At 64.6% G+C, this 14,107-nt stretch carries 15 protein-coding genes; 6 read left to right on the forward strand and 9 right to left on the reverse strand.

Features of this window, described 5'->3' with window-relative positions:
• Positions 1-2: 2 nt before the first annotated feature.
• The 5 genes from flgF to flgB are packed head-to-tail and all read right to left on the reverse strand — an operon-like array spanning position 3 to position 3,619.
• Complete coding sequence (gene flgF / locus AACZ17_RS08145; protein ID WP_290745161.1) at positions 3-743, reverse strand: flagellar basal-body rod protein FlgF; 741 nt, start codon at positions 741-743, stop codon at positions 3-5.
• Between the two features lie 19 nt (positions 744-762).
• Complete coding sequence (flgE, locus tag AACZ17_RS08150) at positions 763-2,028, reverse strand: flagellar hook protein FlgE (RefSeq protein ID WP_290745164.1); 1,266 nt, start codon at positions 2,026-2,028, stop codon at positions 763-765.
• Between the two features lie 56 nt (positions 2,029-2,084).
• Positions 2,085-2,789: a flagellar hook capping FlgD N-terminal domain-containing protein gene (locus AACZ17_RS08155; protein WP_290745167.1), complete on the reverse strand. Its 705-nt coding sequence runs from the start codon at positions 2,787-2,789 to the stop codon at positions 2,085-2,087.
• 18 nt (positions 2,790-2,807) lie between these two features.
• A complete protein-coding gene (flgC, locus tag AACZ17_RS08160; protein WP_290745168.1) occupies positions 2,808-3,224 on the reverse strand; it encodes a flagellar basal body rod protein FlgC in 417 nt (138 codons plus the stop codon).
• A 2-nt stretch (positions 3,225-3,226) separates the two neighbouring features.
• Positions 3,227-3,619, reverse strand: coding sequence for a flagellar basal body rod protein FlgB (flgB, locus tag AACZ17_RS08165; protein WP_290745170.1), 393 nt, complete (start codon positions 3,617-3,619; stop codon positions 3,227-3,229).
• 248 nt (positions 3,620-3,867) lie between these two features.
• Here flgB and flgA point away from each other — a divergent pair, with 248 nt between their 5' ends.
• The 5 genes from flgA (at position 3,868) to AACZ17_RS08190 (ending at position 7,053) form a co-directional block, all read left to right on the forward strand.
• Positions 3,868-4,587 (forward strand): flagellar basal body P-ring formation chaperone FlgA, encoded by a 720-nt coding sequence (gene flgA, locus AACZ17_RS08170; protein WP_290745173.1) that lies wholly within the window; start codon positions 3,868-3,870, stop codon positions 4,585-4,587.
• Positions 4,588-4,689: 102 nt separating this feature from the next.
• A complete protein-coding gene (gene flgM / locus AACZ17_RS08175) occupies positions 4,690-5,001 on the forward strand; it encodes a flagellar biosynthesis anti-sigma factor FlgM (RefSeq protein WP_290745175.1) in 312 nt (103 codons plus the stop codon).
• Positions 5,002-5,003: 2 nt separating this feature from the next.
• Positions 5,004-5,456 (forward strand): flagellar protein FlgN, encoded by a 453-nt coding sequence (locus AACZ17_RS08180; RefSeq protein ID WP_290745178.1) that lies wholly within the window; start codon positions 5,004-5,006, stop codon positions 5,454-5,456.
• A gap of 212 nt (positions 5,457-5,668) precedes the next feature.
• Positions 5,669-6,598, forward strand: a complete 930-nt coding sequence (locus tag AACZ17_RS08185) for a GGDEF domain-containing protein (RefSeq protein ID WP_290745181.1) — start codon at positions 5,669-5,671, stop codon at positions 6,596-6,598.
• Entirely contained in the window at positions 6,583-7,053 is a 471-nt protein-coding gene (locus AACZ17_RS08190) for a hypothetical protein (RefSeq protein ID WP_290745184.1), read from the forward strand. Before AACZ17_RS08185 ends, AACZ17_RS08190 begins: the two co-directional genes overlap by 16 nt.
• Here AACZ17_RS08190 and AACZ17_RS08195 read toward each other — a convergent pair.
• The 3 genes from AACZ17_RS08195 to AACZ17_RS08205 form a co-directional block, all read right to left on the reverse strand.
• A complete protein-coding gene (locus AACZ17_RS08195; RefSeq protein ID WP_339638076.1) occupies positions 7,050-8,045 on the reverse strand; it encodes an SPOR domain-containing protein in 996 nt (331 codons plus the stop codon). The two genes, AACZ17_RS08190 and AACZ17_RS08195, sit on opposite strands and share 4 nt — an antisense overlap.
• Positions 8,046-8,160: 115 nt before the next feature.
• A complete protein-coding gene (locus tag AACZ17_RS08200) occupies positions 8,161-10,512 on the reverse strand; it encodes a TonB-dependent receptor (protein WP_290745426.1) in 2,352 nt (783 codons plus the stop codon).
• A 106-nt stretch (positions 10,513-10,618) separates the two neighbouring features.
• Positions 10,619-11,152: a helix-turn-helix domain-containing protein gene (locus tag AACZ17_RS08205; protein ID WP_290745424.1), complete on the reverse strand. Its 534-nt coding sequence runs from the start codon at positions 11,150-11,152 to the stop codon at positions 10,619-10,621.
• Between the two features lie 93 nt (positions 11,153-11,245).
• Between AACZ17_RS08205 and AACZ17_RS08210 the strand changes: the two genes are divergently transcribed.
• A complete protein-coding gene (locus AACZ17_RS08210) occupies positions 11,246-12,451 on the forward strand; it encodes a Xaa-Pro peptidase family protein (RefSeq protein WP_290745422.1) in 1,206 nt (401 codons plus the stop codon).
• A gap of 18 nt (positions 12,452-12,469) precedes the next feature.
• Here AACZ17_RS08210 and AACZ17_RS08215 read toward each other — a convergent pair whose 3' ends face one another.
• On the reverse strand, positions 12,470-14,068 hold the full coding sequence (locus AACZ17_RS08215; protein WP_290745419.1) for an isocitrate lyase: 1,599 nt from the start codon (positions 14,066-14,068) through the stop codon (positions 12,470-12,472).
• Between the last annotated feature and the right edge of the window lie 39 nt (positions 14,069-14,107).

The following is a 14,107-nucleotide window of genomic DNA, read 5'->3' on the forward strand; positions in this document are numbered from 1 at the left end:
CCTTATTCGAGTCGCATTAATTGGGTTGACGCCGTATCCAGCTCCTGGGCGGTGGACATCATGCGCACGTGCATTTCGTACTGTCGTGCCAGCTCGATCATGTGCACCATCGCGGACACCGGATTGACATTGCTGGATTCCAGCATGCCCGAGGCCAGCCGCACTTCGGCGGCGGGGGCCGAGGCCAGGCCGTCTCCAGCGCGCAGCAAACCGTCCGGGCCCTTGTCGATCTGATCGGCCGGCGGGTTGACCAGCTTGATGCGGTCCAGCACCGCCACGGCATTGATCTGTTCGCCCAGCGGCACGATCGACACGGTACCGTCGGAGCCCACGGTGAGCGAGCTGAACGGCGGCAGGGCAATCGGCCCGCGTTCACCGAGTACCGGCTGTCCGCCACCGTTGACCAGCTGGCCGAACTCATCCACCCGCAGGTCGCCGCGCCGCGTGAGGGCTTCCGTGCCGTCCGGCGCCTGCACCGCGATCCAGCCCTCGCCGACCAGCGCGACATCGAGATCGCGACCGGTCTGCTCCAGGCTGCCGGGCGCCAGGTCGGTGCCCTTGTGCTTCTCGATCGTGTACACGCGGCTGGCAGCACCCACGCCGTCGAGGTAGCGGCTTTCCGCGCTCACCAGGTCCGCCTTGAACCCGGGCGTCGCGGCGTTGGCCAGGTTGTGGCTGTTGGCGGCCTGCGCCAGCATCATTTCCTGGGCGCCGGAGGCGGCGATGTAGACGAAGTGATCCATCAGCTACGCTCGGCGCCGATCAACGCAGGTTGATCACGGTCTGGGTGACCGCGTCTTCCGCCTGAATCACCTGCGCATTGGCCTGGAAGTTGCGCTGGGCAATGATCAGGTCAACGAGCTGCGCGGTAATCTCCACGTTGGACTCCTCCAGTGCCGCCGACTGGATAACCCCGAGCCCCGAGGTGCCGGGGGCGCCGACGTTGGAGGGACCGGAAGCAAAGGTCTCCACCCAGTTGGTGTCGCCGATGGGCTGCAGGCCATTGGGGTTGTTGAAGTTGGCCAGCGCAATCTGCGCCAGGGCGCGCGACTCACCGTTGGTGAAGCGGGCGAAGGCGATACCGGTGGAGTCAATCTCCAGCCCGCGCAGCTGGCCCGCGGCAAAGCCGTCCTGGATCACGCTGCTCACGGCAAAGGGTGTGCCGAACTGCGTGGTATCAGAGAGGGACACGGTGATGTCCTGCGGGTCGGCGCCGGTGCCCACACCCGCCGCGTTCAGGGGCTGCCAACCGGTGATGTTCACTTCCACCGGCAGCGTCAGCGGGTCGAACTGGCCGTTGGACTGGAAGGTCAGCGTGTCCGGCCCGGAAGTGGTCACGCCGTCTACCAGTGAGTGTACTTCCCACTGGTTAGGTGTGGCGGTCTTGACGAAATACAGGCTCAACACGTGGGGGTTCCCGAGGCCGTCATACACCGTGGTCGAGGTGGTGGCGTTGAAGGAGCTGGGGTCCGGCGAGGTGGGCGGCAGGGCGAAGGCGTCGAAGGGGCCACCAAACGGTACGTTGGGCGGCACTTCGCGCGAGTCGAGGTTGGAGGTCAGGTCAACAAGGCCCGTGGGGTTGGGGTCCAGCAGCGAGGTGTCGATCTGGATGTCGCCCAGCTGGCCGGTCACGTCACCCACCGAGTTCACCTGGAAACCCTGCAGGCGGGAACCCGCGTTGCTGACGACGAAGCCCTCGCGATCCACCTTGAAGTTGCCCGCGCGGGTGTATTGCAGCGCGCCGTCGACGCTGAGCTGGAAGAAACCGCCGCCGCTGATGGCGAGGTCCAGGGCGTTGTCGGTGAAGCTGATGTTGCCCTGGCCGAACTCCTGCGTCACCGCCGACAGGCTCACCCCCTTGCCGATGGCATTGCCCCCGGCACCGAGCAGGCTGGTGGCGAAGACATCGGCGAACTCTGCGCGCGACGTCTTGTAGCCCACCGTGGAGGCGTTGGCGATATTGTTACTGATGACATTGAGGTCTGCACTTGCAGCGTTAATGCCCGAAATTGCGGTATCAAAGGCCATTGTCTCTCTCCTGGCTCAACAAACGGTGTCGCGCGGTCCCGGCGGGCCCGACGCTGTTACAAAATACTCTTGATCGTATTCATGCCCACGGTCTGGCCATTGGCCAGGTTGAGGGCCACATCACCGGTGCCGGCAGCGATGGCCACCGACTCCACGCGCTGGTGGGCGTAAACCGGCACCGTGGTGGACACGCCGCCGACCAGGGCTTCCACCGAGACGCGATACTGGCCGGCCTCCAGCTGTGCCCCGCTGCCATCACGGCCGTCCCACTGCACGCGGAAATCCGAGCTCACACCGGGCGGCAGCGCCGCGCTGTAGACCAGGCGCCCACTCATATCCTGGATGAACAGGGTTGCCGAGGTGGCGTTGCCGGTGAAGGCCACCGTGGCATCCAGCGCCAGCGCGGGGTCGTCGCCCTCCTCCGCAGTGCCTTCCACGGGCCGCAACAGGCCGACGTTGCCTTCGGTGACCACATCGCGGCCCACCAGGTTGGCCGCCTGCAGGGCCTGGCTACCGGTCAGCGCCGAGGCCAGGCCACCGAAACCGGTGTTCAGCTCCTGAATACCCGACACCGTGCCAAACTGTGCGAGCTGGCCCATGAAATCCATGTTGTCCAGCGGCTTGGTGGGATCCTGGTTTTTCAGCTGGGCGACCATGAGGGTCAGGAACGCTTCGGAGCCCATGTCCTCAACGGAATTGGCCTGTCGCGGTGCCGCTTCCGGTTGCGGAAACAGCTCATTGATGCCGGCGAGCGTGGTCATCGGTGTTGTCCTCGTTGATTATCGGCCCAGCGTGATGGTGCGCTGGATAAGCTGTTTGGCGGTGTTCATGGCCTCGATGCTGCTCTGGTAGGAGCGCGAAGCCGATATCATGTTGGCCATTTCATCCACCGGATTGATATTGGAACGGTAGATGTAGCCCTCCTCATTGGCCAGCGGGTGGGATGGCGAAAACTCCTGCCGCGGGGGCAGCTGCGACTCAACGATCTCCGCAACGCGTACGCCGGCGGCACCCTCGGCGTCACCGAGGCCGTCCTGCAGCAGGGTTTCAAACACGGGATAGCGCGCTTGATACGCCCCCTCCGGCGTGCTGCTGACCACCTGTGAATTGGCCAGATTGCTGGAAATCGTGTTGAGGCGCACGCTCTGCGCTTCCAGGGCCGAGGCCGATACCGCCATGATGTTGAACAGGCTCATGCTCATTCGCCCCGTATCGCGCGCTGGGTGGACTTGATGCGGCTGTCCAGAATCGTCAGGCTGGCCTGGTAGCGAATGGCGTTGTCCATGAACTCCGCATGCTCGCGCTGGGCCTCTACGGTATTGCCGTCCAGCGCTGGCTGGCTGGGTACGCGGTACAGCAGGGGCTGTTCATTCGCCGCCCCCATGCCGCCGTTGGCATCCAGATGACTGGCATGCGTGCGCCGCAGCCCGCCAGCGGTCGCCGCCTGCATGGCGGCGGCAAAGTCGATGTCACGGGCCTTGTAGCCGGGGGTGTCCTGGTTCGCCAGGTTTGCCGCTATCAACTCCAGGCGCTGGGCACGCAGCGCCATCGCCTGTCCACTCGTTCCAAAAACCCGGTCAGTAAAACTCATGTCGGTCGCTCCTTCTCGCTGCCTACTCACAGCACGCACGGGAAACCTAATCAGGAACCGTGCCAACCGTAAAATAGTGTTTTATTACAATGGGTTAAGGAATTTCTGAGCGGATTTCAGGGGGCGACCGGAAGCCCGATTGCCGCTCCGGCGGCAAGAATTGCCGCCCCACCACACGGCGGCCGCGTTATCCGCGACTGGCATGGTTCCTGCTTCGAAACACCTTGACGACCTGTTTGGGAGGCTTCATGTCAATTTTCCGGCGCACCGGGTTGCGCCTGCTGCTCCTGGCCCTGCACCTGCCGGCGATCTTCGCCGCGGGCGCGCGGGCCGAGATACTCCATCCGCTGGAGGACGTGGTGGCGGCCGCCAGCGCCGAGGCAACCGCGGCGGCACGGGCGCAGGGCTACACTGACCTTGAGGTGAGTGCACGCCCCCTGGACTCCCGGCTGCGCCTGCAGGCCTGCGGTGAACCGCTGGAGACATTCAGCAACGCCAACGCGAGCGTACTGGGACCGGTGAGTGTCGGGGTGCGCTGTGCGCAGCCCAGTGCCTGGACGCTGTATGTGCGCCTGGACGTCAGCACCCGCGGCACTCTCCCCGTACTGACTGACAACCTGCCCCGCGGCAGCATCATCAGCGAACGTGACCTCACCCTGGTGGAACGCACCATAACCAGTGCCACCGATGCGGTGATCATGGACCCGCAGCAGGCCATCGGCATGGAGCTTATCCGGCCGGCCAGCGCGGGTTCCCCGCTGCGGCATAGCCAGCTGCGCCCACCGCAGCTGATCTCCCGCGGCCAGACCGTCACCCTGATCGCCGGGGGCGAGGGCCTGCAGGTCACCATGCAGGGACGCGCCATGGCCAACGCCGCGGCGGGTGACCGCCTGCTGGTCACCAACCTTGCCTCCGGGCGCCGGGTCGAGGGCATCGTCAACGCCGACGGCAGTGTGCGCATACCATGAACACGGCGCGGCGATGCTTGTGCTAAACTTTTCCGTCCGGCTGCCGCTAACCTGCTTGAGGCACCCTTACGTGCCAGCCATTCACTGACTGCGTGAACCGACATGGACCCAATTGACAACAATGCCAACATCAAACCGTCGCGTACCGGCGGGGATGCACGCACCAGCACGGTGGACCAGGCCGGACGCAGTAGCCAGGCCAGTGCCGGCAAGCCGGTGGTGGAGGCAGATGCGGTCACCATCACGCGCATGGCGGAAGACATGCTGCAACTGGAAACACAGTTGGCCAGCGTGCCCGATGCCAATATGGAGCGCGTGGAGCAGCTGCGCGCTGCGATCAGCGATGGCAGCTACCGGGTCGACCTGGAGCGGATTGTGAGCAACCTGCTGCAGGCCGAACAGGATCTGTCCTGAACGTGACGCCCGGTGAACAACTGGCGCTGGCCCTGCGCGCCGAAATCACCGCCCTGGAAACCGTACTCGCCCAACTCGACGCTGAACAGCAGGCACTGCGTGCCGGTGATGCCCAACGCATTGAAGCCTGCACCCGCGCCAAAGACGCCGCCTTGAAGCAGCTCGCCGGCCTGCAGCAACAGCGCCCAACCGCCGCAGCTGATGCCACATTGTCCAGCCAGATCAGCGTGCTCGACAATGCCATCGAAAACCGCGAGTTGCAGGCCCGGTTGATTGCGCTGGGTGAACGCTGCGCCGAGCTCAACGCCAGCAATGGCGTACTCATCGGGCGCCTGACCGAACACACCCGCAGCGCGCTGCGTGTGCTGCGCCAGCAGGACGGCGACCCCCGGCTATACTCGGGTACCGGAGCCGCCGACAGCGCGAGTGACAGCCAGAGCCTCGGCAAGGCCTGAAGCAGCGGGCCTGCAAACGTCAAATTATTGACTCCGGGCCGGCGGTGTTTTGCCGCTCCCCGAGTGATCCGTGGTTTTTTGCCCTGCATCGTGCAAATATTGTCGCCTAACTTCGCAAATTTTCGCCTATCTACACCTAATTTCCATTTAAACTGGTTGGCACGCCCTTTGCTTTAACAAGCTCGATGGACCTTCACTCGAGCATCGATGCCATGACCGACAGATCACCCTTCACCCTCGTCAGTGACCGCGCTGCCAACCTGGCGCCGTCCGTTGCCGCAACCGTGGCATCACCGCTGGGTGAACGCGATGCAGCCGACCAGCTGCTGGGACTGTTTGATCTGCTGCTCGGTGAAGCTGACCAGAACGTACTGCTGGAGCGATTCCACAACTGGGCAAATCGCTGCGGGCTGGCCGACAGCGTCGGCTTCACTGACGCCGATGACGAGCTGGCGGTTGTCCTGGGTGAACAACGCCATCATCGCGCGCTTTATCAACTGGATATCGATGGCAGCACACTGGGAGCGGTGACCCTGTCCCGCCGCCAGCGCTACAGCGAGCCTGAGCTGACGCTGCTGGAACGGGCCCTGGGCGGCCTGGCGCGTGCCCTGCGACTCGCCCGGCAACTGGCCAGGGCGCAGACTACCGCCATGCACGACGGGCTCACCGGCCTGCTCAACCGCCGCGCCATGGATGAGCGCCTGACCCAGGAGCTGCTGCTGTCCAAACGCCACAGCAGCGCGCTGTCGCTGATGATCATCGACATCGACCACTTCAAGGACATCAATGACCAGTTGGGTCACCTGGTGGGGGATGAGGTGCTGCGTCGCCTGGCCCAGGCCTTCCGCGCCTGCGTGCGCGAGTCGGACCTGCTGTTTCGCCTCGGCGGCGACGAATTCGCCATCCTGCTGCCCCGCACCGGACTCAGCGGCGCGGCAGATGTGGCGCGCAAGATCCGCGAAACCGTCGAGCACGTCACCGTGGAACTGGCCGCCAAGGCGGGTGGGGTATTGCCTCGCGTGAGCATCGGCGTGGCCGACCTGCTTCCCGGCGATGATGACAAGGCGCTGCTGCAGCGCGCGGACACCCACCTCTACCACGCCAAGGCACAGGGCCGGGGGCGCGTGTGCATCAGCGTCTGAGCGGACGTCGGCGCAGTCGCCGGGCCACGGCCGGCTCCGGCAACCTCTGGCTGCGCAGTGATCTGCGCGCCCCCGCCGCACCGCAGCCGCAGGGGCGGCGCGAGCCCGGTAGATTCACGCGCCCCCCCGTACGCAGCTGGATGACCTGGACGCTGTTTGGTGCCCTGCTGGTCACCACCGCCGCCGCGGGCCACGGCTTCCTGGCGACAGAACCGGTGGTGCCGTCGGTGGCGCGCACCGTGGCGCCCATCGGCGAGACAGCGCAGGTCCCGTTACCGCAGTCGATCGCCAACACGGCAAGTACACTACCTGCGCTGTACGCGCTTGAGGACACCCAGCAGCAGTTGATTACACAAGTCGAGGAGATCCAGGCAGCAAACCGCGCGCTGCTCAGCCGACTCGAATCACTGCAGGCGGCGCTGGCACCGGAAAACCCCGATACCGCTGCCCGCTAGTTCGGGTCACTGCGCCCCACCCAGAGACGCCCGAGACCATAGCGGTCCTCCAATACTGCGGCTAGGGCCCGCGCCTGCTGCTGGGACTCCAGCCCCACAATCCGCACCCGGAAGAGATCCTGACCGGAGACGGTTGCCGCCTGGATCACGACCGAGCCCTGATCGACCTGCAACCGCCCTGCCCAGCGCTCGGCAATACTGCGCTGCACGTAGGATCCGAAATTCACGAACCAGTCACCGTTCACCGCAGGTGTGGCGGACTCTGGAGATGCATCCTGTGGGGGTGCCGCGCTCTCCGGCACCGGCGGGGGCACCGCGGCCGGGGCAGGTGCCGCGGCCGCACCCTCCGCCTCCGCCAGAGGCTGTGCCAGGCCAGCCTCCAGCTGCTCAATCATTGCCGACAGCTCGCGGTTTTCAGCCCGCAGCTGGCTGAGGTCGCGCTCCAGCCGGGCGTTGCCCTCTGCCACATCACGGGCGAGACGCTCCTGCAGCAGCAGGTCCTCCCGCGACACCACGTCCGCGCGCCGCTGCTCAAGCGCCATGAATTCGGCCCTCAGCGCCTCGCGCTCCTGCACCAGATAGCCGTAGACGACGGCGCCGATCACGAGCGTGGCGGCAAACAGCGCCCAGGACAGTGTCCGCGGACTCGGTACGCGGCGCGGCGCGGCCACGAAGGGCTCGGGTTCCGGCTCGGGTTCCGGCTCGGGTTCCGGTTCGGGTTCGGGTTCGGGTTCGGGTTCGGGTTCGGGTTCGGGTTCGGGTTCCGGTTCCGGCGCGGGTTCGGGTTCCGGTTCGGGCTGGGGCGGGGGCTGTATCACCCAGGTGTCGGGGTCGTAGCCGCGCTCCGCGGCCTCGATGGCGGATACAGGCGCTTTGCGCGAACGGGGCTCCCAGTCGCGGTCAACCAGCGAGGCGGGAACAAGGTCGTCGTCCCGGTCGACATAGCTGCCGCCGGCTGCGAACTTCGACCATTTATTGCCGCTTCCCGCCACCCCGCATCCTCATCACGGTATCCTGCGGCCTAGGAGACACTATCCGGCACGTCGGCGCAATGCTCAGTCCGGGGCATGGGCGCCGCGGGGGCGCCCGGCACGCGGCACTTGAGGGTTAGAAGAATTTACGCAGGGTGATACCCACCGTACGCGGCTGGTTGTTGCGGTAGGCCAACCGGGCGCGCCCGCCGCGTTCGCGGTCAAAGGACAACTGGGCGTTCTCATCGGTGACGTTATTCACGTAAAACACCGCCTCGAAGGTTTCCCAGACAATCCCCGCACTGAGATTGAGCTGCTCGTAGGCGTCCAGTTCCAGGTCAACCGCCGTCACCTCGTTACCCGTTGCACCACCGAATGGCAGACCGGAGACAAAGTTCCCTGCGCCGTCCACCTGGTCACTGGGTTGGGTGAAGCGATCACCCACGTGCTGCAGCACCGCGGACACATACATTTCATCCGAACCGAAGGCCTCGACCGGGAACGTATACGTCGCTGACGCCGACACCTGGATTTCCGGCACCGAGGCCAGGCGGTTGCCGTCCTCGACACCACCCAGCACATTCCCTGCGCTGTCAACAACGGTGGAGTCGAACTCGGCCTCCAGTATGCTGCCCGAGAGCGTCAGCATCAGCAGCTCCATGGGATAGGCCACCAGCTCCCACTCCACGCCCAGGGTGTGCGCTTCCGGCACGTTGAAGCTGATGCGCGACGAGCAGGAGCCGGCATCCAGGGTCACCTGCAGGTCCTCGATATCGGTGTAGAACAGCGCGGCATTGAAACGCACTTTCTCGAATTCACTCTTGAACCCCAACTCGTAGTTCCAGAGCGTCTCATCCTCATAGGACTGGAAGCTGCCGAAGGTCTGCAGGTCGCCAGCATCGCACAGGGGCACGTTCAGGGGATCGTTGACCCCACCCAGCCGGAAGCCCTGTGATGCCTGTGCATTCACGGTCATTTCGTCGCTGACATCGTAGCTGACCATGACGCGGGGATTGAAGCCGTCGGAAGACGTGGCGTCCACCTGATCGTCACCATTGGAGAACAGCCCCCCCGTGGTGAAGCGGCGCTCTTCCTCGAAGTCGTAGTAACGCCCGCCGAGGGTCAGGCTGAGGCGATCGGTAACGTCGAAGCTGGCCTCACCAAACAGCGCGGTCTGCTCGATATCGTAGGGCAGATCGGAATTGTACGGCGAATCGGGTCCGTAGCCGTTGCTGACCGCTGCGGCTGTGCCGGCACCCAGCACCTGATCAGTCACCGCATCGTAACCCGGGGTCGGCAAACGCTGCGCGTAGGTGCGCTCGACGTCGGAATAGAAACCGCCGAACACCCAGTTGAAGGGGCCATCGCTGTTCGAGGCGAAACGCAGCTCATGGGTGACCTGCTGTAAATCGGTGGTGTCGCGCAGGTTGGAAGGCAACAGTACTGCGGGCTCGGGGAAGCCCAGGTCTACCGACACCGAGCCGGACAGCGCGCTCGCGTCCCGACTCGCGAGAATCTCACGGTCGACATAGCTGCCGGCGTAGGTGACGTCCACCGCATCGAGACTCCAGTTGATTACCAGGTCGGCAATCATGGTCTCGTCCTCGAAGGCTTCATCGAGGCGCAGGAACTGCTGGCGCTCGCCGAGCTGCACCGGCGGACGTGTGGTGGTGTAGGGGTTCGCAAACAGGTTGTACACCTCCTCGCGATTGAAGCCGTCGGTCTCGATTTTCTGGAACACAACCCGCGGCGTGATGGTGAGGTTGTCGGTGGGCTGCAGAGCCAGGGCGATGCGGCCACCGTAGCGGCCACCGCCGTTGACGTCCTCTGTGACCGCACCACCCTCACGCAGGGCATCGATCCAACCGCCGTATTCTGTGCCGTAACCCACCACCCGCAGCGCGGCGCGGTCATTCATGGGGATATTGATCATGCCTTTGACATGACCGCCCATGTCGCCGTCTTCCACGGTATTGAGATTGGCTTCCACCGAGCCTTCCAGTGTTTCAAAGTCCGGCTGATTGGTGATGAAACGGATGGTGCCGCCCACGGATCCCGAGCCAAACAGCGTGCCCTGCGGGCCGCGCAGCGTTTCCACGCGATTGAGGTCGTACAGGTCGAGGTCGGGTGTAAACAGCGAGAGCGAGATCACGGTCTCGTCGAGGTAGACCCCCACCTGCTCCTTGACACCGGGCTGGTCGCGCACCACCTGCCCCGCCGATACCCCGCGAATGGAGACCTGGCTCTGGCCCGGCCCCAGGTTCTGGATGGCCAGGCCGGCCACGTTACGCGACAGGTCTTCCAGTGAGGTTGCTCCCAGGCGCCGAATATCGGCTTCTGACTGGGCGTTGATCGAGAATGGCAGATCCTGTGCCGAGGCCTGACGCTTGGTGGCGGTGACTACCACTTCTTCCAGCTGTGCAACAGCGGTCAGGGGCAGCGCGCCCGCCAGGGCGGTTGCAAGGACGGTTTTGCGGAAAGAGGGCATAGCGTGCTTCCTTCATTTTTACGGGTATGCGCCAAGTCTAGCCGCTGACCCGCAAAGTTGAAGGCGAGTGGAGTGTAACAATTTCACGTAATTTTCATTGAGGTCCTCAGTCTGCGGGTCGCGACGCGCCGATCAGCTCCGGAATGGTCGCCTCACGGCGCCCCTGGCGAGCCAGGTCGTCGGCGATGGCCTGCAGCGAGGCTCCGGGTTGCGGTGTGACGCCCTCGGGGCGCAGTGGCTCGCCGCATTCGCTGCAGGCCAGCAGGGGGCGGGTGACCTTGCCGCAGCTGCGATGCACATAGGCCAGTGGCACCCCCTCCTCCCCCGCCATCCAGTCATCCCCCCAACGGGCCAGGCTCATCAGCACGGGATACAGACCGAGACCCTTGCGGGTGAGGCGGTATTCGTGGCGCAGGGGGCGCTCGTTGTAGGGCACCTTGACCAGAACGCCCTGCTCCACCAGTTTACCCAGGCGTTCTGACAACCGGTGTCGCGTGATACCGAGGTTCTGCTGGAACTGCTCGAAGCGTCGCGTGCCCAGAAACGCATCTCGCAGGATGAGCAGCGTCCAGCGCTCACCCACCACTGACAGCGCACGCGCCACCGAACACAACTGCTGGTCAATCTCGGTCCAACGCATTCCCCTTTCCCCCCTGCCTGCCCTGCAGTTATGATCCAGCCAACCAGCGGTGAGCATAAACGACCGCCCCGCGAACGCCAATGAGGATATCCCATGACACAGGGCATCGGTGGTTCAGACGCCACCCAGGAACTTGCACGCCTGCAGGACATGAGCGCAGCGGCCGAACCCATCCAGGATGCAGAATTTGCCGCCCGCTTGCAGCGCGCGCAGCAGCTGATGCAGGCGGCCGGGCTGGACGCGCTCTACCTGAATGCGGGCACCAACCTGCTGTACTTTACCGGCACGCGCTGGTCACCCAGCGAGCGCATGGTCGGGGCGCTGATCCCGGCACAGGGCGCGCCACGCTATATCGCACCCGCCTTTGAATTGGGCACACTGCAGGGCTTCCTGCGGGTACCCGGTGACGTGCACTGCTGGGAAGAACACGAAAGCCCCTACCGACTCTGCGCACAGTTGCTGGCCGACCTGCAGGTGAAGACGCTGGGGATGGATGAATCGGCGCCGTTCTTCATCGCCGATGGCCTGCACCAGGCCGCACCTGCCTGTCGCATCCAGAGTGCGACGCCGGTCACTGCAGGCTGCCGCATGCAGAAGTCGCCGGCCGAGCTGGCGCTGATGCAGCGCGCCAAGGACATGACCCTGGAAGTCCACCGCGCAGTCGCCCGTATCCTGCGCCCCGGCATCACCACCGGCGAGGTAACCGGCTTCATCCACGAAGCGCATCAACGGGTAGGGGCTCCGGCGGGGTCGTATTTCTGCATTGTGCTGTTCGGCGCGGATAGCGCGTTCCCCCACGGCGTTGCCCAACCCAAGGCTCTCGAAACGGGGGATATGGTGCTGATCGACACGGGCTGCCAGTTGCACGGCTACATCTCCGATATCACCCGCAGCTACGTGTTTGGCGAACCCAGCGCGCAGCAGCGCGACATCTGGAACCTGGAAAAGGCGGCACAGCAGGCGGCCTTTGAGGCAGCCCGCATCGGCGCAACCTGCGGCGGCGTGGATGACGCAGCGCGCGCCGTGCTGGCAGCGGGAGGCCTGGGACCGGATTACCAATTACCCGGCCTGCCACACCGCACCGGTCACGGCATCGGCCTCGACATTCACGAGTGGCCCTACCTGGTGCGCGGTAACAGCACGGCGCTGGCGGCGGGCATGTGTTTCAGCAATGAGCCCATGATCTGCGTGCCGGGGGCGTTTGGGGTGCGTCTTGAAGATCACTTCTACATGACGGAAAACGGGCCGCGCTGGTTCACCCAGCCGGCCCGTTCCGTGGACGACCCTTTCGGGTCGTGAGCGTCGTCGGCCCGTCGATCAGCCGAACTGGTTCATGGTGTTGTCCTTGCCGCCCGCCTTCAGTGCGGCTTCACCGGCAAAGTATTCCTTGTGGTCATCACCCATGTTGGAGCCGGCCATGTCCTGGTGCTTGACGCAGGCGATACCCTGACGGATCTCCTTGCGCTGCACGCCCTGCACGTAGGCCAGCATGCCTTCCTCACCGAAGTAGCCCTTGGCCAGGTTGTCGGTAGACAGCGCGGCCGTATGGTAGGTGGGCAGCGTGATGAGGTGGTGGAAGATGCCTGCTTCACGCGCCGCATCGGCCTGGAAGGTCTGGATGCGACGATCTGCCTCGACGCCCAGTTCCGTGGCGTCGTAGTCCGCGCTCATCAACTTGTCGCGGTCGTAGGCTGAGACATCCTTGCCCTCTGCCGTCCAGGCGTCGAACACCTGCTGGCGGAAGTTCAGGGTCCAGTTGAACGAAGGCGAATTGTTGTAGACCAGCTTGGCGTTGGGGATGACCTTGCGGATCTCGTCAACCATGGCACCAATCTGCCCGACGTGGGGCTTTTCGGTCTCGATCCAGAGCAGGTCGGCGCCGTTCTGCAGGCTGGTAATGCAGTCCAGTACACAGCGCGCCTCGCCGGTGCCGTCCTTGAAACGGTACAGACCGTTGGGCAGACGTACCGGACGCACCAGTTTGCCGTCCTGCTTGATGATGACATCGCCTTCACGCACGTCGTCTGCGCTCTCTACCACGTCGGTCTGCAGGAACGCATTGTACTTGTGGGCGAGGTCACCCGGGTCACGGGACACAGGGATCTTCTGGGTCAGGCCGGCACCCAGTGAGTCGGTGCGAGCCACGATCACACCATCGTCCACACCGAGCTCGAGGAAGGCGTAACGCACAGCGTTGATCTTGGCGAGGAAGTCCTCGTGGGGCACGGTCACCTTGCCGTCCTGGTGACCACACTGCTTGGCGTCCGACACCTGGTTTTCGATCTGGATCGCACAGGCGCCGGCCTCGATCATGCGCTTGGCCAGCAGATAGGTGGCCTCTTCGTTGCCGAAGCCGGCGTCGATATCGGCGATAATCGGAACCACGTGGGTCTCGTAGTTGTCGATGGCCTGGACCAGCGCCTTCTCGCGCACCTGGTCGCCGGCCGCACGTGCCGCGTCCAGGTCATGGTACAGGTGGCCCAGTTCGCGGGCATCGGCCTGGCGCAGGAAGGTGTACAGCTCCTCAATCAAGGCCGGCACCGAGGTTTTCTCGTGCATGGACTGGTCGGGCAGCGGGCCGAACTCGCTGCGCAGGGCCGCAATCATCCAGCCTGACAGGTAGAGGTAACGCTTCTTGGTGGTGCCGTGGTGCTTCTTGATGGCAATCAGCTTCTGTTGACCGATGAAACCGTGCCAGCAGCCCAGCGACTGGGTGTACTGGCTGCTGTCCGCATCGTACTCGGCCATGTCGCGGCGCATGATGCCTGCCGTGTAGCGCGCGATATCCAGGCCGGTACGGAACCGGTTCTGGTGCTTCATGCGCGCGGCGTATTCAGGGTGGATATTGTCCCAGGTGCCACCCTGCGCAGCGCGCAGTGCGGCAAAGGATTCGACGTCTTTCAGGTAGTCTGACATGGCGGGCCTCTGTGTTGCGAAGTGGGTACGGGGGGCATC

Source organism: uncultured Haliea sp., from assembly GCF_963973825.1.
Classification (GTDB): domain Bacteria; phylum Pseudomonadota; class Gammaproteobacteria; order Pseudomonadales; family Halieaceae; genus Haliea.

Bases quoted from the DNA above. Each gene is read 5' to 3' on its own strand.
- flgF (WP_290745161.1), bottom strand. From the start codon at position 743: ATGGATCACTTCGTCTACATCGCCGCCTCCGGCGCCCAGGAAATGATG.
- flgE (WP_290745164.1), bottom strand. From the start codon at position 2,028: ATGGCCTTTGATACCGCAATTTCGGGCATTAACGCTGCAAGTGCAGAC.
- AACZ17_RS08155 (WP_290745167.1), bottom strand. From the start codon at position 2,789: ATGACCACGCTCGCCGGCATCAATGAGCTGTTTCCGCAACCGGAAGCG.
- flgC (WP_290745168.1), bottom strand. From the start codon at position 3,224: ATGAGCCTGTTCAACATCATGGCGGTATCGGCCTCGGCCCTGGAAGCG.
- flgB (WP_290745170.1), bottom strand. From the start codon at position 3,619: ATGAGTTTTACTGACCGGGTTTTTGGAACGAGTGGACAGGCGATGGCG.
- flgA (WP_290745173.1), top strand. From the start codon at position 3,868: ATGTCAATTTTCCGGCGCACCGGGTTGCGCCTGCTGCTCCTGGCCCTG.
- flgM (WP_290745175.1), top strand. From the start codon at position 4,690: ATGGACCCAATTGACAACAATGCCAACATCAAACCGTCGCGTACCGGC.
- AACZ17_RS08185 (WP_290745181.1), top strand. From the start codon at position 5,669: ATGACCGACAGATCACCCTTCACCCTCGTCAGTGACCGCGCTGCCAAC.
- AACZ17_RS08200 (WP_290745426.1), bottom strand. From the start codon at position 10,512: ATGCCCTCTTTCCGCAAAACCGTCCTTGCAACCGCCCTGGCGGGCGCG.
- AACZ17_RS08205 (WP_290745424.1), bottom strand. From the start codon at position 11,152: ATGCGTTGGACCGAGATTGACCAGCAGTTGTGTTCGGTGGCGCGTGCG.
- AACZ17_RS08210 (WP_290745422.1), top strand. From the start codon at position 11,246: ATGACACAGGGCATCGGTGGTTCAGACGCCACCCAGGAACTTGCACGC.
- AACZ17_RS08215 (WP_290745419.1), bottom strand. From the start codon at position 14,068: ATGTCAGACTACCTGAAAGACGTCGAATCCTTTGCCGCACTGCGCGCT.